35 protein-coding genes and 1 pseudogene are annotated in these 25,888 nt (G+C 62.5%); 15 read left to right on the top strand and 21 right to left on the bottom strand.

The features are described 5' to 3' along the window. Nucleotides 1-54 precede the first annotated feature (54 nt). Both ACVW16_RS34250 and ACVW16_RS34245 read right to left on the bottom strand, forming a co-directional pair. Nucleotides 55-231 carry a helix-turn-helix domain-containing transcriptional regulator gene (locus ACVW16_RS34250; RefSeq protein ID WP_200948525.1) on the bottom strand — a complete coding sequence of 59 codons (177 nt, stop codon included), beginning with the start codon at nucleotides 229-231 and terminating at the stop codon, nucleotides 55-57. Nucleotides 232-822: 591 nt separating this feature from the next. Further along, nucleotides 823-1,386 (bottom strand): type 1 glutamine amidotransferase domain-containing protein, encoded by a 564-nt coding sequence (locus tag ACVW16_RS34245; RefSeq protein ID WP_456735002.1) that lies wholly within the window; start codon nucleotides 1,384-1,386, stop codon nucleotides 823-825. Between the two features lie 169 nt (nucleotides 1,387-1,555). On the opposite strand from ACVW16_RS34245, the gene ACVW16_RS34240 reads away from it, so the two are divergent. The 3 genes from ACVW16_RS34240 to ACVW16_RS34230 all read left to right on the top strand — a co-directional run bounded on the left by ACVW16_RS34240 (nucleotide 1,556) and on the right by ACVW16_RS34230 (nucleotide 4,013). Further along, nucleotides 1,556-2,071: a chromosome partitioning protein ParB gene (locus ACVW16_RS34240; RefSeq protein ID WP_456703359.1), complete on the top strand. Its 516-nt coding sequence runs from the start codon at nucleotides 1,556-1,558 to the stop codon at nucleotides 2,069-2,071. Nucleotides 2,072-2,146: 75 nt separating this feature from the next. Next, nucleotides 2,147-2,812, top strand: a complete 666-nt coding sequence (locus ACVW16_RS34235) for a phasin family protein (RefSeq protein WP_456735001.1) — start codon at nucleotides 2,147-2,149, stop codon at nucleotides 2,810-2,812. Nucleotides 2,813-2,960: 148 nt separating this feature from the next. Continuing rightward, entirely contained in the window at nucleotides 2,961-4,013 is a 1,053-nt protein-coding gene (locus ACVW16_RS34230) for a hypothetical protein (protein WP_456738536.1), read from the top strand. Between the two features lie 83 nt (nucleotides 4,014-4,096). On the opposite strand, the gene ACVW16_RS34225 is transcribed toward ACVW16_RS34230, so the two are convergent. The 3 genes from ACVW16_RS34225 to ACVW16_RS34215 form a co-directional block, all read right to left on the bottom strand. Continuing rightward, nucleotides 4,097-4,603: a hypothetical protein gene (locus ACVW16_RS34225; RefSeq protein ID WP_456734999.1), complete on the bottom strand. Its 507-nt coding sequence runs from the start codon at nucleotides 4,601-4,603 to the stop codon at nucleotides 4,097-4,099. A 217-nt stretch (nucleotides 4,604-4,820) separates the two neighbouring features. Further along, the gene (locus ACVW16_RS34220; RefSeq protein WP_456734998.1) at nucleotides 4,821-5,078 is read right to left on the bottom strand and encodes a hypothetical protein; all 258 of its coding nucleotides are present in this window, start codon (nucleotides 5,076-5,078) and stop codon (nucleotides 4,821-4,823) included. A 278-nt stretch (nucleotides 5,079-5,356) separates the two neighbouring features. After that, a complete protein-coding gene (locus ACVW16_RS34215; RefSeq protein ID WP_456748998.1) occupies nucleotides 5,357-5,965 on the bottom strand; it encodes a hypothetical protein in 609 nt (202 codons plus the stop codon). A gap of 93 nt (nucleotides 5,966-6,058) precedes the next feature. On the opposite strand from ACVW16_RS34215, the gene ACVW16_RS34210 reads away from it, so the two are divergent. From ACVW16_RS34210 to ACVW16_RS34200, 3 genes are all read left to right on the top strand, one after another. Continuing rightward, the gene (locus ACVW16_RS34210) at nucleotides 6,059-6,244 is read left to right on the top strand and encodes a hypothetical protein (RefSeq protein ID WP_456734996.1); all 186 of its coding nucleotides are present in this window, start codon (nucleotides 6,059-6,061) and stop codon (nucleotides 6,242-6,244) included. Nucleotides 6,245-6,253: 9 nt separating this feature from the next. Then, complete coding sequence (locus ACVW16_RS34205; RefSeq protein ID WP_456734995.1) at nucleotides 6,254-7,159, top strand: helix-turn-helix domain-containing protein; 906 nt, start codon at nucleotides 6,254-6,256, stop codon at nucleotides 7,157-7,159. 169 nt (nucleotides 7,160-7,328) lie between these two features. After that, on the top strand, nucleotides 7,329-8,048 hold the full coding sequence (locus ACVW16_RS34200; protein WP_456734994.1) for a TetR family transcriptional regulator C-terminal domain-containing protein: 720 nt from the start codon (nucleotides 7,329-7,331) through the stop codon (nucleotides 8,046-8,048). A gap of 397 nt (nucleotides 8,049-8,445) precedes the next feature. Here the strand turns inward: ACVW16_RS34200 and ACVW16_RS34195 are convergent, their stop codons facing one another. Then, on the bottom strand, nucleotides 8,446-8,862 hold the full coding sequence (locus ACVW16_RS34195; RefSeq protein ID WP_456734993.1) for a hypothetical protein: 417 nt from the start codon (nucleotides 8,860-8,862) through the stop codon (nucleotides 8,446-8,448). A 258-nt stretch (nucleotides 8,863-9,120) separates the two neighbouring features. Here ACVW16_RS34195 and ACVW16_RS34190 point away from each other — a divergent pair, with 258 nt between their 5' ends. Continuing rightward, nucleotides 9,121-10,026, top strand: coding sequence for a helix-turn-helix domain-containing protein (locus tag ACVW16_RS34190; RefSeq protein ID WP_456703350.1), 906 nt, complete (start codon nucleotides 9,121-9,123; stop codon nucleotides 10,024-10,026). Nucleotides 10,027-10,048: 22 nt separating this feature from the next. Here the strand turns inward: ACVW16_RS34190 and ACVW16_RS34185 are convergent, their stop codons facing one another. The 3 genes from ACVW16_RS34185 to ACVW16_RS34175 form a co-directional block, all read right to left on the bottom strand. Next, the gene (locus ACVW16_RS34185) at nucleotides 10,049-10,558 is read right to left on the bottom strand and encodes a GDSL-type esterase/lipase family protein (protein WP_456734992.1); all 510 of its coding nucleotides are present in this window, start codon (nucleotides 10,556-10,558) and stop codon (nucleotides 10,049-10,051) included. 153 nt (nucleotides 10,559-10,711) lie between these two features. After that, nucleotides 10,712-11,389: a cell envelope biogenesis protein TolA gene (locus tag ACVW16_RS34180; RefSeq protein WP_456734991.1), complete on the bottom strand. Its 678-nt coding sequence runs from the start codon at nucleotides 11,387-11,389 to the stop codon at nucleotides 10,712-10,714. 25 nt (nucleotides 11,390-11,414) lie between these two features. Then, nucleotides 11,415-11,690: a hypothetical protein gene (locus ACVW16_RS34175; RefSeq protein WP_456703347.1), complete on the bottom strand. Its 276-nt coding sequence runs from the start codon at nucleotides 11,688-11,690 to the stop codon at nucleotides 11,415-11,417. Nucleotides 11,691-11,887: 197 nt separating this feature from the next. On the opposite strand from ACVW16_RS34175, the gene ACVW16_RS34170 reads away from it, so the two are divergent. Then, the gene (locus tag ACVW16_RS34170; RefSeq protein ID WP_456734990.1) at nucleotides 11,888-12,721 is read left to right on the top strand and encodes a PhzF family phenazine biosynthesis protein; all 834 of its coding nucleotides are present in this window, start codon (nucleotides 11,888-11,890) and stop codon (nucleotides 12,719-12,721) included. A 79-nt stretch (nucleotides 12,722-12,800) separates the two neighbouring features. Then, complete coding sequence (locus ACVW16_RS34165) at nucleotides 12,801-13,151, top strand: zinc ribbon domain-containing protein YjdM (RefSeq protein WP_456703345.1); 351 nt, start codon at nucleotides 12,801-12,803, stop codon at nucleotides 13,149-13,151. 41 nt (nucleotides 13,152-13,192) lie between these two features. Here the strand turns inward: ACVW16_RS34165 and ACVW16_RS34160 are convergent, their stop codons facing one another. Next, nucleotides 13,193-13,339: a hypothetical protein gene (locus ACVW16_RS34160; protein WP_456703344.1), complete on the bottom strand. Its 147-nt coding sequence runs from the start codon at nucleotides 13,337-13,339 to the stop codon at nucleotides 13,193-13,195. Continuing rightward, nucleotides 13,293-13,739 carry a hypothetical protein gene (locus tag ACVW16_RS34155; RefSeq protein WP_456734989.1) on the bottom strand — a complete coding sequence of 149 codons (447 nt, stop codon included), beginning with the start codon at nucleotides 13,737-13,739 and terminating at the stop codon, nucleotides 13,293-13,295. The genes ACVW16_RS34160 and ACVW16_RS34155 overlap by 47 nt, the downstream gene beginning before the upstream one ends. A 69-nt stretch (nucleotides 13,740-13,808) precedes the next feature. Between ACVW16_RS34155 and ACVW16_RS34150 the strand changes: the two genes are divergently transcribed. Next, nucleotides 13,809-15,146: a hypothetical protein gene (locus ACVW16_RS34150; RefSeq protein ID WP_456703342.1), complete on the top strand. Its 1,338-nt coding sequence runs from the start codon at nucleotides 13,809-13,811 to the stop codon at nucleotides 15,144-15,146. An 8-nt stretch (nucleotides 15,147-15,154) separates the two neighbouring features. Here the strand turns inward: ACVW16_RS34150 and pdxY are convergent, their stop codons facing one another. Then, nucleotides 15,155-15,967 carry a pyridoxal kinase gene (gene pdxY / locus ACVW16_RS34145; RefSeq protein WP_456703341.1) on the bottom strand — a complete coding sequence of 271 codons (813 nt, stop codon included), beginning with the start codon at nucleotides 15,965-15,967 and terminating at the stop codon, nucleotides 15,155-15,157. 81 nt (nucleotides 15,968-16,048) lie between these two features. Then, nucleotides 16,049-16,693, bottom strand: a complete 645-nt coding sequence (locus ACVW16_RS34140; protein ID WP_456703340.1) for a TetR family transcriptional regulator — start codon at nucleotides 16,691-16,693, stop codon at nucleotides 16,049-16,051. Between the two features lie 98 nt (nucleotides 16,694-16,791). Between ACVW16_RS34140 and ACVW16_RS34135 the strand changes: the two are divergent. The 3 genes and pseudogenes from ACVW16_RS34135 to ACVW16_RS34125 all read left to right on the top strand — a co-directional run bounded on the left by ACVW16_RS34135 (nucleotide 16,792) and on the right by ACVW16_RS34125 (nucleotide 18,289). Next, nucleotides 16,792-17,458: pseudogene (locus tag ACVW16_RS34135) on the top strand (O-methyltransferase). Between the two features lie 205 nt (nucleotides 17,459-17,663). Further along, on the top strand, nucleotides 17,664-18,008 hold the full coding sequence (locus ACVW16_RS34130; RefSeq protein ID WP_456703338.1) for a DMT family transporter: 345 nt from the start codon (nucleotides 17,664-17,666) through the stop codon (nucleotides 18,006-18,008). Nucleotides 18,009-18,013: 5 nt separating this feature from the next. Continuing rightward, a complete protein-coding gene (locus ACVW16_RS34125) occupies nucleotides 18,014-18,289 on the top strand; it encodes a hypothetical protein (RefSeq protein ID WP_456738166.1) in 276 nt (91 codons plus the stop codon). A gap of 18 nt (nucleotides 18,290-18,307) precedes the next feature. Here ACVW16_RS34125 and ACVW16_RS34120 read toward each other — a convergent pair whose 3' ends face one another. The 5 genes from ACVW16_RS34120 to ACVW16_RS34100 form a co-directional block, all read right to left on the bottom strand. Further along, nucleotides 18,308-18,625, bottom strand: coding sequence for a hypothetical protein (locus ACVW16_RS34120; protein ID WP_456738165.1), 318 nt, complete (start codon nucleotides 18,623-18,625; stop codon nucleotides 18,308-18,310). 85 nt (nucleotides 18,626-18,710) lie between these two features. Then, on the bottom strand, nucleotides 18,711-18,992 hold the full coding sequence (locus ACVW16_RS34115) for a hypothetical protein (RefSeq protein WP_456738535.1): 282 nt from the start codon (nucleotides 18,990-18,992) through the stop codon (nucleotides 18,711-18,713). Between the two features lie 126 nt (nucleotides 18,993-19,118). Then, entirely contained in the window at nucleotides 19,119-19,397 is a 279-nt protein-coding gene (locus ACVW16_RS34110; RefSeq protein ID WP_456703336.1) for a hypothetical protein, read from the bottom strand. A 162-nt stretch (nucleotides 19,398-19,559) separates the two neighbouring features. Then, nucleotides 19,560-20,525, bottom strand: coding sequence for an SH3 domain-containing protein (locus ACVW16_RS34105; protein WP_456703335.1), 966 nt, complete (start codon nucleotides 20,523-20,525; stop codon nucleotides 19,560-19,562). Between the two features lie 139 nt (nucleotides 20,526-20,664). After that, the gene (locus tag ACVW16_RS34100; protein ID WP_456734986.1) at nucleotides 20,665-22,587 is read right to left on the bottom strand and encodes an FAD-binding monooxygenase; all 1,923 of its coding nucleotides are present in this window, start codon (nucleotides 22,585-22,587) and stop codon (nucleotides 20,665-20,667) included. A gap of 119 nt (nucleotides 22,588-22,706) precedes the next feature. On the opposite strand from ACVW16_RS34100, the gene ACVW16_RS34095 reads away from it, so the two are divergent. Continuing rightward, entirely contained in the window at nucleotides 22,707-23,165 is a 459-nt protein-coding gene (locus tag ACVW16_RS34095) for a MarR family winged helix-turn-helix transcriptional regulator (RefSeq protein WP_456734985.1), read from the top strand. Nucleotides 23,166-23,348: 183 nt separating this feature from the next. Continuing rightward, complete coding sequence (locus ACVW16_RS34090) at nucleotides 23,349-23,783, top strand: COG4315 family predicted lipoprotein (protein WP_456734984.1); 435 nt, start codon at nucleotides 23,349-23,351, stop codon at nucleotides 23,781-23,783. A 79-nt stretch (nucleotides 23,784-23,862) separates the two neighbouring features. Here the strand turns inward: ACVW16_RS34090 and ACVW16_RS34085 are convergent, their stop codons facing one another. The 3 genes from ACVW16_RS34085 to ACVW16_RS34075 form a co-directional block, all read right to left on the bottom strand. Next, nucleotides 23,863-24,033: a hypothetical protein gene (locus tag ACVW16_RS34085; RefSeq protein ID WP_456703331.1), complete on the bottom strand. Its 171-nt coding sequence runs from the start codon at nucleotides 24,031-24,033 to the stop codon at nucleotides 23,863-23,865. Between the two features lie 17 nt (nucleotides 24,034-24,050). Beyond that, nucleotides 24,051-25,037, bottom strand: coding sequence for a hypothetical protein (locus ACVW16_RS34080; RefSeq protein ID WP_456734983.1), 987 nt, complete (start codon nucleotides 25,035-25,037; stop codon nucleotides 24,051-24,053). Between the two features lie 121 nt (nucleotides 25,038-25,158). Beyond that, complete coding sequence (locus tag ACVW16_RS34075; RefSeq protein WP_456738164.1) at nucleotides 25,159-25,776, bottom strand: L,D-transpeptidase; 618 nt, start codon at nucleotides 25,774-25,776, stop codon at nucleotides 25,159-25,161. Nucleotides 25,777-25,888 lie beyond the last annotated feature (112 nt).

Here is a 25,888-nt window from a genome sequence, read left to right as displayed (position 1 = left end):
GAAATCGCAGCACGAGAGAATGCGAAGGGCCGGCGCGCATAGAGACCAAAAGGCTCAGTTTCTCTCCGAACGGGAGAACTTCGAAACTTCCCGGGCCTTGGCCAGATCTCCGATAGCGACAGCAATGAACGAAGGGTCATCGCTTTCAAGCGCTGCTTCTAGATAGGCGGCCTGCTGATCCGGCGTCTTCAGGTAGTCCTGCACGTCGAACTTGGTTGTCTTAAGGGGCATATCAAACCTCCTTCGCCATCGCTTGGCGTCCGGCACCACAACCACACTGACTTCCTGAAGTCCAGCACTGCATCATCAGTCTGATCCCCGGAGCCGCCGTCGCAGGCGGCCGCGGCCAACGGCGCGCGCACCGGACAAGGGCGAAGAGCGAAGCGTCCCTTGTCGGGGAGCACGACGATGGCAAGGGTAAGCCGAAGACGAGTGGCGCTCGGGGGCAGACGTCCTGATCCCTGGTGAGCCCGAGCACCTTCGCTCGACAGCAATATTCCGACTTACATGAAGTCGGAATATTGTGAGGAAATATGCCGAGTCCTAAGTGCCTCTACATACACACGAATGTTTGCAGGCTAATAATATAATTGCGGCAGCACGACGGGGTGTTCGTGAGGACTACAAATAGTCTTCGTTGTTAACAACAAAAAGGCCGCGCAAAAGCGCGGCCTTTTTTTGCGATCAATCACAACTCCTGCGAGCGCTGCATGAGGCAAGGTGATCCAAATCAGGGGTCGCCCCTACGACCTGGCGTCTTCGAGCAGCCGCCGTCGAAGATCTCGATACCCCCTAATTGGTGCACCGTCGCCGCAATCGCGATTACGCTGCGCTGCTGCGCTGCGTGTGGCGCCCCTCCTTCACCTCTTCGATGATCTTTGCGCTGAAGGCCTTGAGGTCACCGGGGTTGCGCGAGGTGATGACGCCCTGGTCCACGACGACCTCCGAATCCTCCCACTTCGCCCCGGCATTGGCGACGTCGGTCTTGATGGATTTGTAGGACGTCATCCTGCGGCCCTTCGCGATCCCCGTCTCGACCAGCAGCCAGGGCGCGTGGCAGACCGCGGCAACGACCTTCTTGGCATCGAAGACGCTCTTGATGAATTGAAGCGCCTTCGGCTCGACACGCAGCAGGTCAGGGTTGATCTGGCCGCCGGGCAGCACGAGCGCGTCATAGTCGCCCGCAGCGGCCTGATCGAGAGTCTTGTCGACCTTGACGGGGCGGCCCCAGTCTTTCTTGTCCCAGCCCTTGATCTCGCCGGGCTGCAGCGAAATGATCTCCACAGTCGCACCGGCAGCCTTGAGGGCATCACGCGGCACTTCGAGCTCCGATTGCTCGAAGCCGTTGGTCGCCAGAATAGCGATCTTCTTCCCGGACAGTTCCATCGGTGTCTCCTTTGAGCGTGAGATGATGCCAGTCAATCGAACACTTTCGCATTTCGTTCCTCACACGCGCCCCGCGCCGAAATTGCCTTTTCGACCGAGCCCTTCGCCCTTAAACTCCCGACATCACCGGCATGGGTTCCGACGGGCCCGGTGGAAGCGGAGTCAGATTATGCCCAAACCGGAAAGCTTCCCCATCGAGAAGATCTTCGTTCCAACGAAGCAGAAGAAGGCCATCAAGCCCGAGACCGTCGCGGAGGTCGCGCAAAGTATTCTGGACATCGGACAACAGGAACCCATTTCCGTCAGGCTCGACGGAGACCGCCTCGTTCTGGTCGAGGGACTGCATCGGTTGGAGGCCTGCAAGGCGCTCGGCGAGACGAGCATTCTCGGCGTCCTTGTTACGGCCGAGCTTGCTCAACACAGGCCCCTGCTCGCCGAACGACCCGAAGTCGAGGCAGAGCGCCTCAAGATGGCGCGATTGAAACAGCTGCGCCTGGAGAAGGAAGCCGCAGAGGCATCGGCGGCTGCCTTGAAGGGCGCCAGGCAGACGGAAGCGCCGCGCACCCGGCCGATGAAAGGCGTCCGCGATAATCCGAAGGCATCGCCGGGCCGGACTGCGAAACCGGCCCCGAAAACATTGTCGGCCTGGATCACGCAGCAAAAGGGCAGCGGCGGCCGCTATTGATTGTTGCGACGACGGCGATGGGCGCGCCGGATGGTCGATCGACCGAGCCGCCGGTCTCAGGCAAAATCTCACCACATGGCGGCCACCCAAGCGACGTCTGATAATCGCGATTTCAGCGCAAACGCGACGGAGGGTTGCGGCTTCAGCGATATTGAGGAGCCATTTGCGATGTTGAGTTCAGTCAAAAATAAGCAAGGCGGAAAATCCGGCCGGCGCGGCGGGAAAAAGAAGGCCGCGGAACGCACCGAGGCCGACAAACAACACGCAACGGCAGCACATCAATCGCCGGATGCCGCGGCGGAGATCAGTCAGGGGAACGAGCAAGAGCAAGAGCAAGAAGACAGGCCGGACGTTGAGACCACCCACCAGATCAGTGCGGAGCTATCCTCAGCTGCAGCCTTGCCGCCCGGGATGGAGATCGTTGCCAGCGCCCCCGTCGCACCTGTGGAACCATCGCAGGCCTGCCCGCAGGCAATTGCCGATGCCTACAGCCGCTACATCAGCAACTCCCTTGAGCGCGCCTGGGCCCTCCTGGGAAAGCTCGCGACGGCGCGCTCACCCGTCGAGGCCTTCGAGCTTCAGATCGAGTACGCGAAACAGGCGTGTGACTCGTTCGTCGCTGAATCCCGGGAGATCGCCGGCTTGCACGAACAAATGAGCAGACAAATGTTCATGCACTTTGAGAGATTCGTGACTAGGCCCACCCAGACCACGCTCGAAGTCCGCGCGACACGTCACTAGCGACAGCTGGCGTATTCCGACGGCGCGGAGCCGAGCCCGCCATAATTTTTCCTGTGCGCGCGCGTTGTGTCTGACAGCTGCGAGACCTATCCTTCCCACGATCGGGACTGCCATCCCATTGACGCCCGACCGGATGGAGAGCGCATCGGTGCCTGACGCGAATGACCCCAACGCTGATGTTGCCAAGCCTGATACGGCCAAGCCTGATACTAAGGCTGATACCTTGAAGCCTGATACCGTGAAGCCTGATGCCGGCAATCGCGATACGGCCAATCCCGATACTGCGGAGGCGCGCGCCGACGACGGGCTGACGCGGGCCTACGACCGGATCAAGAGCGCAGAGCAAGACCTTGCGCGGCTCGACCGGCTGGTTTCCGGAATGGAACACAACAGCGAAGGCCCGCGGGCTTCGCACGCCAGCGCCAGCGCGACGGCAACCGCCACTTCCGGAAACAAGACGCCGACGCCGGATGCCAAGGTCTTGAGGACCAAGCCGCGCGATCAAGGCTTGAAGGGAGATCGGACCATGATGCGCGCCTTGGTCGGCCTCGTGCTGGCGATCGGCCTTCTCGGTGCCGCGTTCGCTTCGCAATATCGCGAAGAGGCCAAATCGATCAGCAGGTCGCTCATGGCACGATGGGCTCCGGCCGCGAGCCAGCCCGCGCAAGCGTCCGCGGCGGACACTCCGGCGCAGCCGCCGGCCGTGGTGCTGGCTGCTGCGGATGAGCCGAGCGTGGTGCCCGCAGCACCCGTCGCGAAGGAAACCGAAAGCGCCCCGAAGCCTGCCGCCACCGTGCCCGAGGAGTCATCGTCCGATCTCGCGCAATCGCTCAAGTCCATCACGAGCGAGCTTGCGAGCATCAACGGCAAGCTCGAACAATTGAAAAGCCGCAACGAACAGACCCTGCGTGAGCAGGCCGACACCATTCAACAGCTCAAGGCCGCGCAGGAGAAGGAGACGGCGGAGAATGCGCGCCTCGCCGCACAGGTCCACGCGCTGCAGACACAACTGAGTGCTCCATCGACGTCATCCGCGCCTGCGGCCGCAAAGCCCGTCGTGCGCAGTGCGACCAATGATGCGGCTGCGCGTGCACGGCCGCACGTGCCAGAGCCCCCACCACCACGGCGACCCAGACCGCCGCGAGGACCCTGGATGCCGCCGCCCTATATGGGCGACCCCTACGGCGATCTGGATTGGTGAGCCCGCATAGCGCACGCCATTAGCGCCGCGGGGTGGGCAAAGGCGCACATGCGCCATGCCCACCCGACGGACCTATGACCGTCTCACCGGACTTCGCTCATCGTCACCTTCGCCGCGATCCCGGTCAACTCGGCGCCTTCCGGTGCAACCTCCTCATCGGAAGACGGGCCGACCGAGCCTGCCGCCATTCTGCGTTTCACCTGTTCGCACGTCTTGCGGACGTCCTCGGTGAACAGCGCGCATTCTTCGATGCGCTTGAAGATCTTCCGCCCCTCTTCACGATAGCCCGTCGCCGTTTCCCGCATGAAGGCGATGGCATCATGGACCTGAGCTGTCAGCGCCTCGCACTTTTGCGCGGCGTCGATCAACTCGCTGCCCATGGCCTCGATCTCTTTCGCAGCAGACTCATAGTCGCGGATGACCGCCTCCGCACTGAGGGCGCCGACGCGCGTGACGCCTTCGGTGTGCTCGACGTAATCAGGTAAAGCAATGGATGTCAGAGAACTTCCCGAGCGTACCGAGGCAATGTCCGCTTCGAGCTGAACCAGGTTTACGCCTTGCCGTCTGTGCAATTGTTCGACACTTGCCATGATGGTCCTCCAAATACGCACCCAGAACCCCAAAACAGTATTGTGTTTATTACGGGGGTAAGTGGCATTCTACCTCGATGAATCGTTGACAGCCGCAGCTTTGCCATTTTTTCCCAACTACTGACGCCGCACGCAGCGATGAGCGATTGATCGTCGCGCAACCTCTCCTGGTGGCGGTTGCGATTACCATGACAGTGCACTCGACGCTCGGCCGGTCTCACTTTCGGGGGATCAAATCCCGGATTTCCGCAAGCCCCTCCAACGCAATCCCACAAGCCCTGTCCATGATTTCCTCGCCCCGCGGACTCGCATTGATCAGGCTCCTGATGTCGGCCTGATACTGGTGCTTGGCGAGATTCAGCCGGTTCAGCGCAGACGACACGACATGATCGGTAATGGCAGGCGATTGCGCGATCTCGGCCAGTGCTGAATGATCGTGCCAACAGATCACGGCGAGATCGAAGGCGTCGCGCACGGGTGCATCCGTCTGCGGCTGGAAATGAGTCCGATGGCTCGAGTCCTCCACCTCCCGACATCCAGAGCTCGGGGAATGCCGGCGGATCCAATCGCAAAGCTTTTGGTTCGGCACCCGCCGCATCAAAGTCGACGTCAGGTGTTGTCTTTCCCGACGCGCACAGTATTCGAACGCCCCCTTTGCATGCACACACTCAGTCACATGAGATGCCAATATGGCGGGAGGCCACGCCAAGCCAGATCCAATGGCCAACTCGAGGAAACCGCACTGACTCTCGGTCAGGCCGGAATGCTTCCGCGGGGCCGAGCTGGATCGCTCTGATTGCAGTCGGCAGATGATCGAATGAAACAGAGGTCTTTCAAGACCCGATTTTCCCCCTCGGTCGTTTTGCTCTCCACGATTGCCACAAGATCTGTGACGGTCCCCTCCAGGATCGTGGCCACCTCCAACAGTGAGATCACCAGGCGCGGCATCCGCCGAAGTTTCTCTTCGACGGCAACCGCGCGGAGATCGTTCGACGTCTGCCCACAAAGCAGGCGCCACCCCCCGAAGGCGATCTCTCGGACATTGCCCGAGAGGTATCCAACTGACGACAAGGATTGCTTTGACTCGCCCAAGAGCTCGTCGGCCATCCGGTCCATAACCTTGATGACGGCGATCGTATCCCGCGCGACACAGGCGAGGCTATCTCCATGACCATTGTGCCTGCCGGGGTTGTCGACGCTCTCCCTAAGCACGAAGTGCAAAGATCGATTGTGCAGGTCGGAAAGTTGAGCCACCAACGTCGAGAACCGCGATCGAGCGGTTCTAACAAGCGCTTCCAGCAATGACAGGTTGGCCTGCATCGATTCCGATGCAGCCTTCGACCTGATGAGTGTGAAGTACATCATTTGCTCCAGAGGCCGCCATGCGATAATGGCAACGCAACTTTAGGTGCGCCTCAAACAATGCGCTTGAACGTCTTGAGCCACGATTGATCAATGCGCGCCTCGAAAGCCGATCCGGCAAAGATAAGCCAACAAAAATCACATGTTGCCGACTACAAAGCCGGCCCGAGCTTGTCGGATTCGCGGGAACGTCATCGTCTGCCGCGTCCGACTCACCGCAACCTAAAATTGCTATTCGGGGAGGCCGGCGAACAGGAATCATTGCCGGTGACGTATTGAGTGTAAAGCATGAATGACGTTGGACTTTACGGCGACCGACTCGCCAAACTATTCGGGATGATCGAGCAGCCCCGAACGGGACTCGTGAAATCCCTGCAAAAGGGAACGTTCGCGGCGGTGCGCATGGCCCATTTCGGCCGAGATAGCGATCCAACCCTGCCCTCTCCTCCAGATGAGGCATTTGCACTTTGTCTGCGACTGCGCAATCAAAGGGCAGAGGCATGGATTGACGGGCGCCACGCACCCAAAGGATCGTTGATGGATGAAGCCAGCATCTACGATTTGCGATGCGAGACCGTGGTTCGATTCCAGGATCCATTTGATTTTATTTATCTCTATTTGCCGCATAGCGCCTTGAGTGGCGTTGCAGCCGAGCTCGATGCGGCTCGCGTCCAGTTCGACGTTGAGAGCGGTACAAACATCCGCGATCCCATCGTGACGCATCTTGGCAAGTGCCTGTTGCCAGCGCTCGAGAGGCCGCATGAGGCGAACGAGCTGTTTGTCGGCTACGTTGCGATGGCGCTCAACACCCATTTCCTTCGCACGTACACCAGCATCCCGGCGCCTGATCGCTTGCGCCGCAGCGGATTGACGGCGTGGCAACTTCGGATCGCGAAAGATATGATACGGTCCCATCTCGATGGAGAGGTCTCTCTCGCGCGCATCGCCAGCGAATGCGGTCTGTCGGCAGCGCATTTTTCCCGCGCTTTCAAGGTCAGCACAGGGACGCCGCCACATCGCTGGCTGATCGATCAGCGCATTGAGGAAAGCAAGGCTTTGCTGATCGGATCGACATTGTCGCTCACTGAAATCGCAATCAGGTGCGGTTTTGCCGATCAAAGTCACTTCACGAGAGCCTTCTCCGCCAGGGTGGGAACAACTCCAGGACGTTGGCGCTCGGCCCGAAGTACCTGATATGGGGCTGCCGACGGTGTGCTCGAAAGCTGTTCGATCCTACCATCACCCAGCCTAACCGCTTGAAAATACTGGACGGCAAGGGCAACCTGCGTTGGGAATCGCCGGTCCCGATCCAAACATTGCCTTTCAGCCTTCCTGCCGGAGGCTACGCTCCCGACGAGGCCCTATGACTGCCACGCCTTCCGACAAGCTCAAGCTCTTTCGAATCCGCCGCACGCCAAAAGGCGGCCGCAAGGCTGCTGCGCCGGGCCCTGACGTCGAAGAAAAGATCCTTGATGCGGCCGAGTTCGTATTTGGGCATTTCGGCTACCGCGGGGCGACGACTGCTCTGATTGCCAAGAAGGCATCGATCGCAAAACCGCACATATACTACTATTTCGATGACAAGGAGGATCTGTACCGCGCAGTGCTGGAACGCGCGATGAATATGTGGGCACGGGACATGGATAATCTGGACACGACGTCCGACATCAAGACCATCCTCATGCGCTATATCCATAAAAAACTCGATTTTTCGCGAGATCACCCTCATCTGTCGCGCATCTATGCAAACGAAATCATCAGCGGCGCACAATTCATCGGCAGCTTCATCGAGAAGGTCTCAACTCCATTGCTGCTCGACAAGGTCGCGACGCTGGAGCAATGGGCGGCGAGCGGGTCCATTCGCTCGATCAGCGCGGTGGATCTCTTCTTCTGCATCTGGGCAATGACCCAAGCTTATGCCGACTTCTCGAGCCAGATGATCATCATGAAGGGCAAAAGGCAGCTGGAAGAGGCAGATTTCGATTCTGCAAAAGCGACGATCGCACAGCTGGTTTTTGGCGGACTTGGGCTCGAAGCCACCGATCAGCCGACGATCCGGCCCCCCACCAGATCAGGCGCCTAGCCCATTTTTCGATCGCGCTTTTTCCTGCCCTCTTAGCTTCCAGCCAGCCGAACAGCCTGAACTTTCCTCGCGCTCGGGCTCGACCGCCAACTCTACTTTTAGTTGCTTCGCAGAGTTGGTCGAGCTCCGTTCGGGGTCGTGAAAACATGCTTGTAAAACGTCTTTATCGATCGTAAAAAATATTTTATCTATCGTTATAGGGCAGCATGTCGCTTGCGCGGGCCCGATCGCCTCGCATGGTGCAACCTTGGAGAGAGAGCATAGGTGACGGGCGAATGACGTCCATCTCCGCTGAGCGACAGCCACGCGGGCGGCGCTCGCATACCCGCCCGGACATGCGCGCCCGACCGAACGCGCATGTAAGACTGGCGCGGCCTTGGCACCAACGGAGCGGTTGCTATCGATTGTCTGCCCTTTCTGCGGCATTCAGCGGATGCAATTGCGCAACCGCTTCTTCCAATGCGGTTACGACCTCCAGCAACGAAATCATCAAGCATGTCGTCCGCCTCACGGTTTCATCGGCAGCGGCGGCCGACGGATTGCTCTGCTTTCGCCCGCCCGGCAATCGCCGTTGTCGAAAGTTGACGTTGAGGACGTTGCTGGACAAATGTCCGCCAGATGCCGGAGATCGCGTCGACTCCAACAGCAGCTCGCCGACCATCCGGTCCATCACCGTGACAATGGCGGTCAAATCCTCGGCTGCACCAGCCAGAACATACCCGCGGTCGCCTGGATTGAAGTCACGAGAATTCCCGCCGCTCGGGGCGCTTGTCCCGGCCTGCAATTCAGTAAGTCGGTCCAGCAACATGGCCAAGCGAGAGCGAGCCGCGCGCACGAGCGCTTCCAGGAAGCTTAGGTTGGTCCGCACCGGCGCCTACAATTTAATTACTTTGAAATACATCAATGCTGCCGAGGTAATCGGCGTATTGCCGAATTCTAAGCGGATCGGCCCGGTTGCGCTTGAACATCTTGAACCAAGGTTGAACAAATCGCGCCTGCGAGGAAATGCTGCGGCGGCATGGCCGGTCGCAGATTGTACCAATCGGCTCTGTAGGCGCATCGGGAGCGGAGCGTGACCAACGCCAGCCGCTATGGAGATCGCTTTGCGAAGCTATTTCCCATGCTCCGGCAGCCGAACTCGGGAACTGTCAGATCGTTCGAGAAAGCCGCGTTTGCCGCCGTCTGGATAACGTATTCCGGGCCGGTCGGTGAGCCGACATTGCCATCCACCCCCGACGAGGCCTTTGGGCTTTGCATTCGGCTACAGCATCAGAGAGGCGAGATATGGGTCGACGGCCGGCACATACGCAAGGGCGCCTTGAAAGACGAGACGACCATCTACGATCTACGATGCGAAACGATCATTCACTTTCATGATCCATTCGACTTCCTGTACCTCCATGTGCCGCACAATGGACTGAGTAAGCTGGGGGCCGAGCTTGAGCTTGGGCGCCTGCAATATGACGTCGTAGCCGGCACGAATATTTCCGATCCCGTGGTGGCACATTTGGGGCGCTGCCTGCTGCCGGCATTGCAGAGACCTCAAGAGGCAAACGAGCTGTTCGTCGGTTATATTTCGATGGCTCTCAATACCCATTTCCTGCGCAAATATGCGATCAGCAGACCCGGCAAGCGCTCTTTCCGCAGCGGCTTGGCGCCATGGCAGCTTCGGACCGCGAAGGCACTCATCCGCACGAATCTGGGTGGCGAAATCTCTTTGGCCCAGATCGCCGGCGAATGCGGCTTGTCAGCAGCCCACTTTGCTCGCGCGTTCAGAATTAGCGTTGGGGCACCGCCGCACCGATGGCTGATGAATCAACGCATCGAGGAAAGCAAGGCCCTACTGCTCAACTCGACGCTCTCCCTGACCGAAATCGCGATCAAATGCGGCTTCGCCGATCAGAGCCACTTCACGAGATCTTTCGCGGCGGCCGTTGGTGCCACGCCAGGCCGCTGGCGGCTGATCCGAAAGGGCTAAGGCGCGCCGTCTCCGCGAAGGCCTATCTCACCAACCCCACCACCGCCGCGGCCATCTTCTTGTTGCCCTCGACGCTCAGATGACGGCCGTCGGGGCCGACGTTGCCCGGCTGCCGCCAGATCGACATGTAGGTCCCCCAGACGTCGATGACCCGGATGCCCCGTGCCTTCAACTGGCTCTTGATGGCGGCGATGTTCTGCATGGCCCTGACCGGGCTCATATTGTGCCTGACGTCATTGGCCGGGTTGTCGCAGAGGAGGACGAGCCTGGTCCCATCGGGGACGGCACTCCGCGTACGCGCCAGCGTCGCATCGGTGGTCTCGCCCCAGACGCCGGCATTGGTGACGTGAACCTGGGAGCCTCTCGCGCGCAGCAATCCCTCCAACACGGCCGGCCACATCTCGGACTCCGAGACGTTGCCGTGAACGGCGCTGTGGCCGAGAGCCACGATCTGCGCGGATGCGGGATGGACCGCGGCAACAACCAACGTGGCAACGGCAAGGACGAAAATTCGCAAGCTCAAACGTTTCATTGCCAGCTCCCCCCATTTGGATCGTTTCGATCGGGGCTGGACAAATGCCCAGTCGAGATCGGCAAGCAATGTTCGCCATCGCCCCGCGTTTGGCAACATCCCGGAGGTCGCGCGAAGCTACGACGAAAGGACAGGAGCGCTCAAACCGCGCGCCTACTCGCGCGCGCGACGAACCGCCTGCTCGAGCTTGATCCGCTGCTTGTCCCAACGGCCGTGTTCCGACGCGGCCCGTTCATCCAGCGCAGCGCGCTCGGCCTCGATCGCCTCAGCCCGGGCCTGGTGGTCCTGCCTTGCTTGGTCCAGCGCCGCCTGCGCGGAAGCGAGCGCCTTGTCCCGGCGCGCGCGCGCCTTGGCGCGGGCGGACTCTTCCTTGCGGCGCGCGCTTTCGCGTCGCTGCTCTTCCCTGGCAAACGCCGCAGCGGCCGCTCGCGCCTGTCGATCGTCGGTCCCGGACTTCGCCGCATCCTTGGCCGGACTCTTGATCGGGCGCTTCTTTGATTTAGACTTGGATTTAGACTTGGATTTAGACTTAACTTTAGACCTGGATTTCGGCTTGTCCTCGTCGCCGGCGAGATCGGTCGGCAATGCGGCGTGCTCGCTGAACGGGCCGTCCGATCCTACCGCCCGCCTGAGCACGACACCGGGGGCCGCCATGGTCGCGGCGACGATGTCGGGGTCGTCGGTCTCCTTGGCGATGCCCTGATGAAACAGGTTGGACTTGGCGCCCCAGGCGTCCAGCGCCGCCTTCATCGAAGGTGCGGCGACCGCCTGGTCGTAGAAGCCGAGCGAGGTCCGGTAGGTCTTCAGCTTTCTTGATGGCTTTCTTGCCATGTCGCCTTGTGCGGCTGAGCGCTCCCTACCACCAATAGGGCCAGCGCCATCCCTCGTAACGAATATAGGACGGCACCAGCGGCGGGCCGTAAGGATCGACGCGATCGTCTTCGGGGCGATAACGATAGCGCGGAACGACGTTGTAATCCCACGGCGTCGGCCTCAGCACGGGCGCCGTGACGACGAGCCGTTCCTGTGGAGCGTGAACGACGACAGCCCTCCGCGCCCTCGCATCAGCACCTGATGACCCCAGCAGCACCAGGGCGGTTCCAAGCGCACAGGCGACAGTCATGATCTTCATGCGTTGATCTCCTTCGCGGGAAAGAGTGCGGGAGGACGCCCGGCAAGGCAAGCAAATTCAGCTTCAACTTCCTCGGACGATCCGCGCTGTTGTAGGATAGGTTGAGTGCACGCGAAACCCATCAACAGCCCGCCGAACGATCGGTTTCGCTTGCGCTCTGCCGCCCTACGAAGCCGCCGCTACATCAGGATGACCTCATGACAGTTCTCCGCATCGCCGCCTTCTCCGACGGCAACATCGGCGGCAATCCCGCCGGTGTCTGGATCGGCGACGCCTTGCCCGATGCGTCGGCGATGCAGGCGATCGCGGCTGAGGTCGGCTTTTCCGAGACCGCCTTTGCCGCGCCCGCAGGCGAGGCCTGGCGCGTGCGTTATTTTTCGCCGGCCATGGAGGTGCCGTTCTGCGGCCACGCCACCATCGCGCTCGGTGCGGCTCTGGCGCACCGCTACGGCGATCGCAGCTTTGGGCTGCATCTGAACGATGCGGTCATTTCCGTATCGGGACGGCGCGACCGCGACACCATCGCGGCCGCGCTGCAATCGCCGCCGACGCGCAGCGCGCCGCTCGATGCCGGCTTGCAGGATGCGTTGCTCGACCTGTTCGGCTATGCGGCCTCCGATCTCGATCCCCGCCTCCCGCCCGCGAGAATTCACGGCGGGGCCGATCATGTCATGCTGGCGCTGAAATCGCGCGACGCGCTCGCGCGCATGAGCTATGATTTCGATCGCGGCCGCGCGCTGATGCAGCAAGCGGGCCTCGTCACCATCGCCCTGGTGACGCTGGGGACACCGCGCCTGTTCCATGTGCGCAATGCCTTTGCCGCCGGCGGGGTGGTCGAGGATCCCGCCACGGGTGCGGCCGCCGCCGCGTTCGCAGGCTATTTGCGCGACATCGGCTGGCCGCATGGCGGCGCCATCGACATCGTCCAGGGCGAAGACATGGGCGCGCGCTCGCTGATCGGTGCCGCGATCGGCGCCGCCAAGGGTAGCTCGATCCTGGTATCGGGCACGGCACGGTTCATGGACGCGTAATAGCCCTGGTTTTCCTTGCATTGCGCGGCTTCGCCCCTACGGTGCGCAGCGCAAGGACAGCTGCGAGACACGACCCATCATGAGCGACGCCACCAAATGCCCCGCCTGCCAGTCGGAGCACGCCTATCAGGACCGCGATCTCTGGATCTGCCCGGAGTGCGGCCATGAATGGAGCTCCACGGCCGGCAGCACCGCGGAGGCGCCCGCGGATGCCGGCGTGCGCGACGCCCATGGCAATGTGCTCAGCGATGGCGACAGCGTCATCGTGATGAAGGACCTCAAGGTCAAGGGCTCCTCGTCGGTCGTGAAAGGCGGGACCAAGGTCCGCAACATCCGCCTGCAGGACGCGACGGACGGCCACAACATCGCCTGCAAGATCGACGGCATCGGCGCGATGAACCTGAAGTCGGAATTCGTGAAGAAGGCGTGAGGCGAGCGACGCGGGCCGGCGGCTGAGGCCGGCCGCGACGCTCAGAAGAAGCCGGGGCTGAGATCGAGCCCATAGGTCAGGCTCAGCACGAATACGAACAGCGCGGCGGCTGCAAACAGCGCGAGGTGACGGATGACGAACTCACGCAGCGACGTGGCGGCGACAACAGCTTTTTGCGCAACAGGCATGACGAACTCCATTATGAAAAAGATTTCTTGGCCGCCAATATGCGGCGCCCGCATCAAGCGCCGCGATCTGCAAAACAACTATTAAAGAGATCACACTCGTTGCGAACGCCGGTACACAAGTCGCGCGTGACCGCGGGTTTTCTTGCTGACCATTCTCATCCCGCGCATCGATGCGCGACACTGGTGGTGTGTAATCCAACGCACTGGCAAGTGATTGCAGCTTCGCGACAAGCTTGGTGCCGAGCGCATCGATGATTTCAATGGTCGCCAGCGCGATTGCCCGCTGCCGCGCCGACGTTGCCCCCCATTGGAGCGGGAACCAGTAGTTGCATTCCAGCAACACCGGCTTGAAAAACCCGGTTTTGGGGCATTTGCACCATTGCACCGCCACGTCGTCCACCGAACAATTGACCCGCCGCGTACTTGGCTGTGCAATCGGGTTCGTTGGCGAACTTTGGAGGCGGGGATCATGAATGATCGGCGGTCTCTTCTTGTGGCGGTCTCGTGCCCCTCGGCCGTGATGGTCGGCTGGCTGGCGCTCTCGTTCTCCGCCTATGCCCCTGCGCTGATCGAGAATGGCGGCGCCGATGCAGCCGCCGTTTCCCGCGCCAAAGATCTCAGCCGCCTTGAGCTCGCCGATATCCCGCGCGCTGCGACGATCGACGATGGCATCGCGCTGACCGCCGATATCGCGGCCGCAGCGGCCACGACGCCGGTTGTGGCGACAGTTGAAGCGTCACCGCCCGAAGCGCCCGCCCCCACCGTCCAGATCGCCTCGGCCGATCCTACCGACATCGTGCCTGCGGGCCCAACGCCCCCTCAGATCGCGCCCGAACCTGCGCCTGCTGTCACGAGCGAAGCCGCTGAACCTGTGCCCGTCGCAAGCGAAGCCGCGGCTGAACCTGCCCAGGCGCCGCCCATCAACCTCGCCTCCGCCGATCCCGGCGACGTCGTGCCGCAAGACGCGCTGTCGCCCGCCGCGATCGCAAGCGGGCCTGTGGCCGAAAGCAAGCCGCCGCCCGCAGATACCGTGGCCGTGCTCGACGAATGCTTCGCCATGGATGCCTGCATCGACCGCTATCTCTGGGCGCTCTATCAGCGCACGCCAAAGGAAGATTCGATCAAGGTCGAAGACCGCCGCGCCGTCACCATCAGGCGCAAGGGCAGGACGGTCACGGTGATGCGCAGCTTCACGAAACTCGTCGACGAGGATTTTTCCTGGAAAGATCCGAAGGCGGCCGCACACGCCAATATGCCGCTGATGGACTACGTGATCGGCGGCATGGACAAGAGCTTCAAGCAGAAGCTGTTTCACATGCTGCTCGCAGCGGAAGCCGCCGGCCTGTCGCCGGGCATCACCAGCGCGTTTCGCGACGACTACCGCCAGGAGATTGCAAGCGGCCTGAAGGCGGCCTCCAACCGCTCCTATCACGGCGGCAGTCTTCGCGGCGGTTATGGCCACGGCATGGCGGCCGACATCGTCAGCACCCAGGGCAACAACCGCGCGCAACGCTGGGCCTCAACGGAAGTGTTGTGGAAATGGGTCGATGCCAACGCCAAGGCGCTCGGCATCGGCCGGCCCTATCTCGGTCGCGATCCGCCGCATGTGGGTCCGATCGACGGTGCGGAATACATCTCCAAGCGCGGCGTTGCGACCGACCGCAAGGAAGCCGCCAATACCAAATCGAAAAAAGCGCGAACTGTGGCGAGCGCCAAGCCGCCGAAGGCCCAGGCCGCACGCGAGCAGAAGAGCGCGGCAAAATCGCAGAAGTCGGCACAGTCAGCCGGAAGGAAACGCACGACGTGATCCTGGTCTTATGGACCTGACGTCGGCAACGGCACGAGACGCATCTCGGCCGATCCCGACTGCTGGGTGCGAAGGAGCACAGCGAAGATCGTCTCGACCGCGAGCCGCACCGACGCCTCGATCGCCATGCCCTTGGCGAGGTGCGCCGCAATCAGGCCGGTGAGGAGATCACCGGTGCCGTAGGGGCTGATCGGCACGCGCGGGGTCGCAAAACGCGACAATTGCCCGTCGGCGCACAAAATCGTCTCCACCTGTCCTGCCGGAGTGTCGAGGAGTGTGCAGCCGGTGGCGACAACGTCGATCCGGCGGTGTCCCGCAAGCGCAGCAGCTGCCGTCCGCAAGGCATCCGTGTCGGCGATCTTGGCGCCAGAGAGCAACTCCAGCTCGAACTGGTTCGGCGTGACCAAATGCGCTGAAGGCAACAGGCGATGCCGCAGCACGTCCAAAATGCCGTCGGCGACATAGACGCGGCCGTCATCCCCGATGACGGGGTCGCAGAGATAGACGAGCTTCGCGTTTCGCGACAGCGCGCGTTCGACGAAGTCGGCGACGACGACAGCATTGTCGGGCGAGCCGACATAGCCGGTGACAAGCACCGCGGCCTCATCGACGAGGTCCCGCTCCTCGACACCCCTCAGCAGATCGGCGACCAGCTCGGCATCGAGCACGCGCCCGCGCAGGGTCGGATAACGCGGGTGGTTCGACAGCAGCGTCGTTGGTACGGCGGCGACGTTCACGCCCTCCGCCTGCATGGCGTAGGCCGCAGCGCTGTTACCGACATGGCCGTGGACCACCTGGCTTTGAATGGAGATGACGAGCATGCAGAGGTCCCTAAAAGCAATCGCGCCCCGGCGCAAGCGTAGAGCTCGGCCTGCCCCAACGCTATTGGGCAAACGCGGATGTCAGGAATGACGTTCGCGTCGCGCAAGCTCATCGAGATAGGCGCAGAACATGTCGGCCATCCCGTCGGCGTAACGCCTGATGTCCGCCTCGCTGCGTGGCGTCTCGGAGAACCGCTTTCCGACCTCGCCCAGCGTCCTCTTGATCAGCTCCCCGGCGAGCTCGCGTGTCGCCTCCATGGCTTTTGGCAGCGCCTCCCGCATGAAGACCGCAACCACGCCCTCGCCCGCTGCGCGCGCCTCCTGCGCCTCGGGTGCATCACGATAAAGCGGTGCGGCATCGCTGAGCGCACCACGGATCGCAGCCTCGTCGCATTCGGAGCGTATGAAGGCGTGGACCAGCGCGCGGAGTCGCTCCGGTGGCGGCTTCGTACGGTCAGCGAGAATGCCGCGCAGGAGCTCGCTCGTGCTCCGCCACTCGTCGCTTTGCAGACGAAACAGGATGGCCGCCTTGTTCGGAAAATATTGGTAGAGCGAGCCAACGCTCACCCCGGCCCGCTCAGCCACCCGCGCAGTGGTGAAACGCTGCGCGCCCTCCTTTGCCAGGACCTGAATAGCGGCATCCAGAATGGCCGCCACCAGCTCATTGGAGCGGGCCTGCTGCGGCTGTTTTCGTGAGGAAACCGAACGACTTCGACGGTCGGCCATCGGACGCCCTGGGGAATGCGAATAGGAAATGCGACGAATTAATCGTATTTCAGTTCGTACGCAAGCACCCGCTTCGCCACCAACTCTGGAGACATCCAATGGCCACCCCAACGATCACATCGCTTGCGCCGCTGCTCGATCGCCTGTTCAGCCAGGCCGAAGCCGCAGAGGGCGCAGCGCAAGCCGGCGTTCGCCGATTTGAGCGACGCCGACCGCGCAAGGATGATGCGAAGCAAGACCGATTACCGCGACCTCTACGCACGTCTGAAGGACGCACCGCTGGCGGTCTCGCGCGAGACCGCTCAGCTGCTCTACATGCTGGCGCGCAGCTCCCGAGCGAGGGCGATCGTCGAGTTCGGCACCTCGTTCGGCATCTCGACGCTGCATTTGGCCGCAGGCTTGCGTGACAATGGCGGCGGCCGGCTCATCACCAGCGAGTTCGAACCGTCCAAGGCGGCGCGGGCGCGCGAGAACCTCTCGGCCGGCGGGCTGATCGATCTCGTCGAGATCCGCGAAGGCGATGCGCTGAAGACATTGAGCGCCGATCTGCCCGAACGGATCGATCTCGTGTTGCTCGATGGCGCCAAGGCGCTCTACCCTGAGATCCTCGATCTTGTCGAAGACCGCCTGAACCCCGGCGCGATCATCGTCGCCGACAACGCCGACTTCAGCCCGGACTATCTGGCGCGCGTGCGCGCATCTGACAGCGGCTACATGTCCACGCCCTTCGCAGAGGACGTCGAACTTTCCGTGCGGATCAATTAGGACCGCATCGAAAGCTCTGTGACACTCGGCGCCATCGCGTGATTCATCGCGCGGTGGCTCGGCGTTCGCACCCTCATCGCACCACAGGTTCCGACCTGTCGCAGGCTCGTCACTCGCACGCAATACCTTCTCCCGACGAAAGCCGTGTCGCGCGTGCTCAACCTCCTACCGAGCGGTATCTTTCGCACCCACTGTCGAGACCGCCATGACGTCCGCCCTCACCTCCTATGCAGCGCTTGCCCTCGCCATCCTGTTCGAGGTGACGGCGTCCGCCTTGCTGCAGCAATCCGCGCAGTTCACACGGCCCTGGCCGACGCTGGCGATGGTGCTGTTCTATGTCGCCTCGTTCTACGCACTGTCGGTGGCGATCCGGGTGATTCCCTTGAGCATCGCCTATGCGATCTGGGGCGGGGTCGGCATTATCCTGACAGCCGCCGTCGCCTTCGTGATGTTCCGTCAGATGCTGGATGCCGCGGCCTTCGTCGGCATCGCCCTGATCGTCTCGGGAGTCGTCGTCATCAACCTGTTCTCGCAGACGACGGCGCATTGAACGCGGTGTTCACCGGAAAAGCCTTCGGCTTCGCCACATCATGGGCGACGCTGAGCATGGTGCTCGTCACCGATCCGTCGCTACGGCGGCTCTGGAAGGACTGGATGAAAGCACGCCTGAGGCGGCATCGCGCCACGGACGCTGCGCCAGAGCTTCAGATCGTGCGTCTCGCCGCCGATGGCGCCTGGCTGTCCTTCGTCACGACCGGACAAGCGCGGATCAACGCCGATTTGCGCGCCGTGCACGACCGCCTGGTCGAACGGACCTATCGGCGCGCCTAACCAGGTCCGGATCCCTGGCTATTGCCCCTCCACAGGTTTGGGCGGATGCGGCTTGGATCGGGACGACTTTGTGCCGGGCTTCGCCGCAGCCGCGGGAACTGGCGTATCGACCGACACCAGATAGGCTGCGAGTGCCTTGGCCGTGTCGGGGCCGGCCGAGTAATGGTCCTGGAGGAACCAGGACAGCGTCAGGCTGTAGCGCCCCTTCGCAAGCCCTCGCGGGCTGCGATGGCAGGCCATGCAACCGTCGGCGAAGAGCTTTTCAGGCGATTTGCCCGCGTCGAGATTTTGCGCTGAGGCAAGCGGCACCGACAGCACGACGCTCGCTGCCGCCATGGCCCCGAGAATCACCAGAGGCGCGATGACCTCGCGCCCCGGTCGAAATAGCGGTTTCAATGTCGTCCCCTAAGCCGTCCTGCGATCACGCAGCCAGCAACTGATCGAATTCCGCGGGCGCGTAGGCCTTGCCGTCTTGATCGGTGATGACGACCCGCCATCCTTCGCTCGCCCAAACCTTCGCCTTCGCCACGATGAGCAACCGGCTCTCGCGGGCAAAACTGTACTTCTCATTGTCGCGTTCTGCGACCATCTTGTAGGCCAAATCGCATCCCCTTGCGCTGCCCTGCGCCCCTCCTGTGGTGGCAGCGGGCTTTGGCGGCAATTCGCCGGGAGCGTGGCAATTTGGTGCCATCAACGGCAGCATTGTGCACCTGCAAGGTTCCGTCGAGCGAGAGAGGTCAATCTGCCTGCTATGCGCTATGCCGCGCAGCGCAGCCAGCCGAGCCCGGTCCGTCGCCGCCGCGACGAAGCCGATAATGCCCGCGATCCGTCAGTGAACGCGGATGGGGTGTGGGCGGCCGAGGTCAATCAATCCCTGCACTGCGGACAGACGGTCGTCCAGGGCAGCAATGGTAAGCAATAAATTATTGCGGCGCTCGTCGAGCAGCCCCATCTCGGCGCCGGAAAGCTTGGTGCTCGCCCGCTCCTTGTGAATGCCGTCGAGGGATTTACGCAAGCCGGCGATCAGGCCGGCCAGTTGCTTGACCTCTCTGGTCATCGAGCGCTTCGCGACATTTTGGCGGCGCGAGTCCGCCTGGCTCTGTCTCATCTCATCCTCCCGTAGCCCCGCTGCCCCGAGTGGATGCTTACACCTTTGAGTATACATGTTACGATCCTTGAAATCTGCCCGCGAAGAACTTTCTTAAATTGTACGCGCACGGAACCCGGGCCAGCAAAAAGCCCGGCACGAAGGCCGGGCTTTTCAGGAATGCTAGTGCTTCTCGTGACCGCCGCCTCCACCATGCGGGGCGGCGTTGATGTGCGGAGCGCCACCACCGCCGCCGGGATGCGGCGCGGCAGGTGCAGCCGCATGCGGTGCCGGCATCTGCGCATGGGCACTCATCGGCGCACCATGACTGACATTCGGCTGAGCCATATGCGACATCGCGGGCCGGGCCGCCGGCGCAGCCGACATGTGCGGCGCTTCATGTGCACGCGCCATCGGCTGCGCACGCACTGCGGCCCGGGCAGCGGTCGGCTCGTGCATCATACGCGCCTGCGCATCACGGGGATTGCGTCCCTGCACGGCCGTTCGCTCATGCGCAAGGTGCTCGCTGCGTCCGGCGCTGGCCCGGTCGGCCGTCGCTGCAGCGTCGCGCTTCGTGATGGCTGCGTCACGCCGTACCGTCGCGGCATCACGCCCCGAGATCGCGGCGCCGTTGACGTTGCCGTTGCCGTGGACGCCTTCGCGGCCCAGCGCGACCGCCGCGTCACGCGTCGCCGCACGCCCGATACGAGCGGCGTTCGGATCGATCGTCATCCGCGTCGCGAAGCGCTCATGCGAGTTCCAGTAGTTATTCCAGTAGGCGTGGCGCCGATACCAGGGACGGCCCTCGTAGTAGCTCGACCAGTACGAACTCAGCACGAAGGGAACGACGGGCACGTCGATCTCGTCGGCATAGTCGGGCAGGTAGACGTAGTGATTGCGGTAGAGATATTCGAGATATTGCGACGATACCCAGCCGCGATCGTCGGAGAAGCTCACGTCGCACCAGGCATCACCACGCAGGCAGCCATGAATGTTGACGCGGGCGCCCTCGGGGACGCGATCGACCAGGGGAAAGCCCGCACCCGGGCCGGCGCGCAGGCCGGTCGAGACGGTGACGATGCCAGGCGCGGCCATTGCGGCGGTCGGCGCGAGCAGCAATGCGGCAACTAAAGCGGTTCTCAATCTCATGGCGAAGTCCTCCTCTGAGAGGCGGAACGCGCAAGCGGAATAAAGCGTTCCGTGCGCAAGCGCCGGATCAGCCGAAAGATTGAGATGCGCGGCGTGCGCAGTTCAATATTCATCCGCCATTCATCGGCACGGCAAAGTGTCAGCTGACCTGCAGCATGAAGCCGTCAAAATATGCTGCGAGCGCAGCAAAATCGTCGAACGGCAACACCTGCGCGACGTATTGATCCGGCCGCACAACGACCAAGCAGCCCGTCTTCCGATCGATGCCCCGCATCGTGAAGACGTCATGACCGCCCTTGAGGTCCGGACAGAACATTTTTTCGTAGTCGAGCAAGCCGTACCGACCTTTGCGCGGCAACAGCAGGGCTGGCATCGCCTCGATCGCAAGCTCGCGATGGTCCTGTTGAAACACCGCACGCAGATCGATCACGGAATCGATGTCGGCACCTTCAGGCGTATATCGTTTCAGCGGTGAACCCTTGGCTTCGAGGAGGAAATTGCACAGCGAGCGAATGGCGGAGCCAGCCGCTGTCGGATCTTCCGCACCGGCAAACGCATAAATGCGGAAGCGGCCATCGGCCTTCCCCACGTGGCCAAGATGGACAGACTTGGCATCGCCAAGCCGAATGACGGGCGCCGAATGAAATCGCTTGCCGATGGCGAGGCCACGCGCGAGATGCTGATGCGATCCCGCGCCCGTGAGGATCGACGGAGTGTACTGCGTCGCCATGCCCGCGGTGTAGCGGCCGTGCCTGACGAAGTAATCCTGGGTCTTGGCGGCATCAGCGCCACCCGTTTTCGCTGCCGAAGCGAGAATCCCCGCCCATTCGCGATCGAAATCGATCAGTTCCTTCGCCACGGCCTGCCGCTCGGCCGAATAGGAATGCAGCAGGCCCGGCGCACACTGCTTGCGGAGAACGGCGGCGAGCTTCCAGCCGAGATTGAAGGCATCCTGCATCGAGACGTTCATTCCCTGCCCTGCCTTGGGGCTGTGGGTATGGCAGGCATCGCCGGCGATGAAAATGCGCGGGTGGCGCGTCGCGATCTCGGCTTCCGGCACATCGTCGAACTTGTCGGTCAGGCGCTGGCCGATTTCGTAGACCGACCACCAGGCGATCTCCTTCACATCGAGCGTATGCGGCCTCAGGATCCGCTGCGCTTTTGCTATCACGTCATCGGCGGTGATGTTGCGGTTGGCGACGCGCTCACCGACATCGAGTTTTGCCAGCTCGACATAGAGCCGAACCATGTAGCCGCCTTCGCGCGGAATGATGAGCAGGCTGCCGTCCCTGGCCGACTGGATCAGCGCCTTGAAGCGGATATCAGGAAAGTCGGTCACCGCCAGCACGTCCATCACGCCCCAGGCGTGGTTGGCGGAATCGCCATGCAGCTCGCGGCCGATCGACTTGCGCACCGTACTGCGCGCGCCGTCGCAACCGACGACGTAGCGCGCCTTGACGGTCTCGATCTTGCCCTCAGCACCGCCATCCATGCGTTCGAGCCGCACGGTCACCGCATGATCGGCTGGCCCGGCGGCCGGATCGACCTCTAGATCCAGCAGACGCCTCCCGTAATAGGGCTCGAGCTTTGCGGGCGATTTGCGCATCACGTCGAGAAAGCCGTCATGAATGCGCGCCTGGTTGAGGATGACGTGCGGGAATTCCGACAGCCCGTCCTCGACGTCCTGCACCCGGCCGCTGCGAACGATCTTGTCCGGCGCCCGTTCGTCCGGCTTCCAGAACGTCGTCTCGTTCACCCAATAGGCTTCCTTCAGGACGCGCTCGCTGAAGCCGTAGGCATGAAACATCTCCATGGTTCGGCAGGCGATGCCATCGGCCTGGCCGACCGAGAGCCGGCCAGGCTTCTGCTCGACGATGCAGGTCTTGATGTCGCCGAATTGCGCGAGCTGAGCCGCGAGCGTCAGGCCCGCAGGCCCGCAGCCGACGATGAGAACGTCAACCTCGTCAGGCACTGCCCCCGCAGCGCCCGCGCCTTGAACGCGCTCTGCGGGATCGGCGATCTCAGGGTCGCCCGGCTGGAATCCATTGAGATGGAATTGCATCGGCACCTCTCCCGTTGTCGTCTCGTTTCTGTTGACGTCTCGTTGGATATTAGTCAGTATGCTGATTATCAGTATACTTGTCAAGGTTCGTGCACCGCCCCTGCCCCAAGGAGATTTTGGTGAAAGACAACAACGACATGCCGGGACATCTGGCGCGCCGATTCCAACAGATCGCCGTCGCCGTATTCCTGGCCGAGGTTGGCCAGGCCGGCTTCGACCTCACGCCGGTGCAGTACGCGGCGCTCGCGACCATCAAGGCCAATCCAGGACTGGACCAGGTCACGCTCGCAGGATTGATCGCCTTTGACCGTACCACCATCACCGGCGTGGTGGATCGCCTGGTGCAAAAAGGCCTCGTTGAGCGCCGCGCTTCGCGCCGCGACCGACGCGCCCGCGAGCTCGAGATCACTGACGAGGGCCGCCGCACGCTGCGCAGGATCACACCGGCCGTCGAATCCGCCCAGCAGATCATGCTGCGCGGCCTCAGCGACAAGGAAGCCGAAGAGCTGATGCGGCTCTTGCAAAAGGCCATCGCCGCGGGCAACGAGCTCAGCCGCGCGCCGTTGCGCGAGATGTAAGTCGATTTCGGGCGAACTGGATGCCGGTTCGCATCGAGGCAATGCATCAAATAGAAGGCCGTACCCCGTATTTTTGTACGTATTTGTCGCAGCGCTGCGAAACCAGGAACTAACCTTCAGCTGTTACGGTCGTCCTCAATTCTGCGCTTAACACCGATTAACTTTTCCGGCTTGGAGTTGGAGATGTTCAGGTTCGTCATTGCGGCCACAATCATCGCGCTGTCTGCCGGCGATGCGCTCGCGAATGGGCATGGCGGCGGCGAAGCCGCTCCTGCGCCGAAACCGGAGGCCACGACGGCACCGGCGAAGGTGGTCCTGACCAAGCAGGGTCCCAAGCTCGTCGATCCCCGCGGGATGACGCTTTATTATTACGAGCGTGACACCACCGGCAAGACGTCGACCTGCAACGGCAAGTGCACCGAAAGCTGGGTGCCGCTCGCCGCCACAGCCGAAGCCAAAGCCATCGGCGACTTCACCGTGATCAACCGCGACGACGGCAGCAAGATGTGGGCGTATCGCTATCGTCCGCTCTACACCTCGTCGGCCGACAAGGCGCCGGGCGATGCCAACGGCAACGCCACGACGCTGCAATGGCGGATCGCGCAGCCCGACAATTAGGACGCGAATGGCGCGCGCCCATCGCCGCTCGGCGGACTCTTGAGCCTGGCATGGGACGCGGAATCGATTGAGGTGTCATTCACCTCGCGCGTCCGTCCAAGCTTGACGGAACTGGCTTGAACACCGGCAAATCAGGATTCACCTTCAGCGGCCTGACTTCTGCCGTCACCACCACCGGCCCCGTCGCAAACCAGAGCGCGGCGATTGCCGCCATCACCACGCCCGCACCAAGCGCTGCGAGGCTTTTCATCTGTCCATTCCATGTGTTCAGTTGCTGAGGATGACGCCGTGCTGGTGCCGCGACGGATGATCGGCGCCGACCAGCGCTTCGGGATCGGTTGCGATGACGGGTTCGGGCAGCGGCACCGGCTCGAGGCCAGCGAAGCGGCGATAGAGCGCGCCCATGACGGCGCCGCAGAATGCGGCCGGAATCGTCAGCACGGCGAGGAGCGGCGCCATGAACGCGGGCAGCAGCGCGCAGACGAACGCCGCAGCGCCCCCGATCGCCGCATATTCCCACGCGCTACGGCGCCCCATTGCGCGGGCGACGTGGTGTAAGCAAAGCATGAAGATGGTTGCAGGAATGACCGAGATCACCAGCATCGCCAGGAAAGTCTGCGCCGGGATCACCGCCGCGAAAATGTGCGCGGTGCTCTTGTCCGCAAAGCCGTTCATCAACAGCGGCAACAAGGTGTAAGGCAGCAGCGTCGCGAGCACCGCCGGCATCAGCGCCGCGATCGCGATGCCCGCCACCGAGGTGCGCACGCGGACCGGCCCGTCGAAGACCAACGGCAGCGGTGTTTCTGCCGGCCTGGCCGCTGGAGACGAGCCGGCTGCGCGCGCAACCGGGCTGAGCCCGGCGAACTGACCATAGAGGAATCCGCCAATCATCCCCGCAATCGTCGGCAGCAAGCCGAACGTGACCACCGTGCCGTCGCCGGGCGCAGCGAGCTGGATGTGATTGCGGATCGCGATGCCGTAACTCGCTGCTGCCATGACACCGCCCATCAGCCCATACGCGAACCGGCTCGATTTCGTCCACTGCCGCAGCACGATGTGCCCGGCGAACAGGAAAGCCGCGTTGATGGCCATGCGGCCGCCATAGAACATCAGGATCACGTCCGGCGCCGGCACGCCTTCGGGATCGCTGACCTGGCCGCCCGCGATGGCGAAGACCATCAGAACGGCTTCGACGATGGCCAGCGGAATCAGCGCAGCGAACAGCGCGCGCGGCGAAGTCTTGACGAGATACATGCGAGCGGCCCCTTGCTCGCTGCACGCTAGAGGCGAAGCGTTACGTCCCGGGCAACACAATGCCTAAAATTGTGCGCAAAATTACCAGCAGGCACCCCGCCTCCATGGCGCCCACGCATGCTCACCCGCGCCAGCTGGGGCCCGGCCCGATTTGCGCGCTTTGTCGTGGTGGCAGCACCACGACGGTCGCGTTCAGCTTCACCCGATCGAACAGGTCGATCACGTCCTCGTTGCGCATTCGGATGCAACCGGACGAAATCGCCTGGCCGATATATTCAGGTTGGTTGGTGCCGTGGATGCGATAGAGCGTGTCCTTGTTGCCGACATAGAGATAGATGCCACGCGCGCCCAGCGGATTGGCGGGGCCACCGGCAACCCGCGCCGGATATGGCCCGAGCCGCGCCTGGATTTCCGGGGTTGGCACCCAGTCCGGCCACTCTGCCAAGCGGCCGACGCGCGCGACGCCCGAGAACGCCATCGCCTCCTCGCCGACCGCGACCCCGTAGCGGATCGCCTTGCCGTCGGGCAGAACGTAATAGAGATAGCGAGCATCGGTATCGACGAGGATCGTCCCGGGCAACTCCTTGCGCGGATAATCGACGATGTGACGGAGATATTGTTCGGGCACGTTCGCCTGGGCGTAAGGCGCATTCGCCAGCAATTGCCGGTCTCGCGGCGTCATGCTCGCGTCCGTCGACGGCGACAGCGTCGCCTGCATGCATCCACCGAGCGCAAGCATGGCAACAGCGGGAATAGCGATCGAGAATCTTGGCACCGCCGGCCCCCATAGCGGATAGCAACCCCCAGCAATTGCAGAGTTGCTGCCCAAATCGTGCTGAAAACAAGGCGGT

This window comes from Bradyrhizobium sp. USDA 4474 (assembly GCF_054057515.1).
The sequence above is the reverse complement of the archived record's forward strand: the minus strand, read 5'-3'. Positions and strand labels throughout refer to the sequence as shown.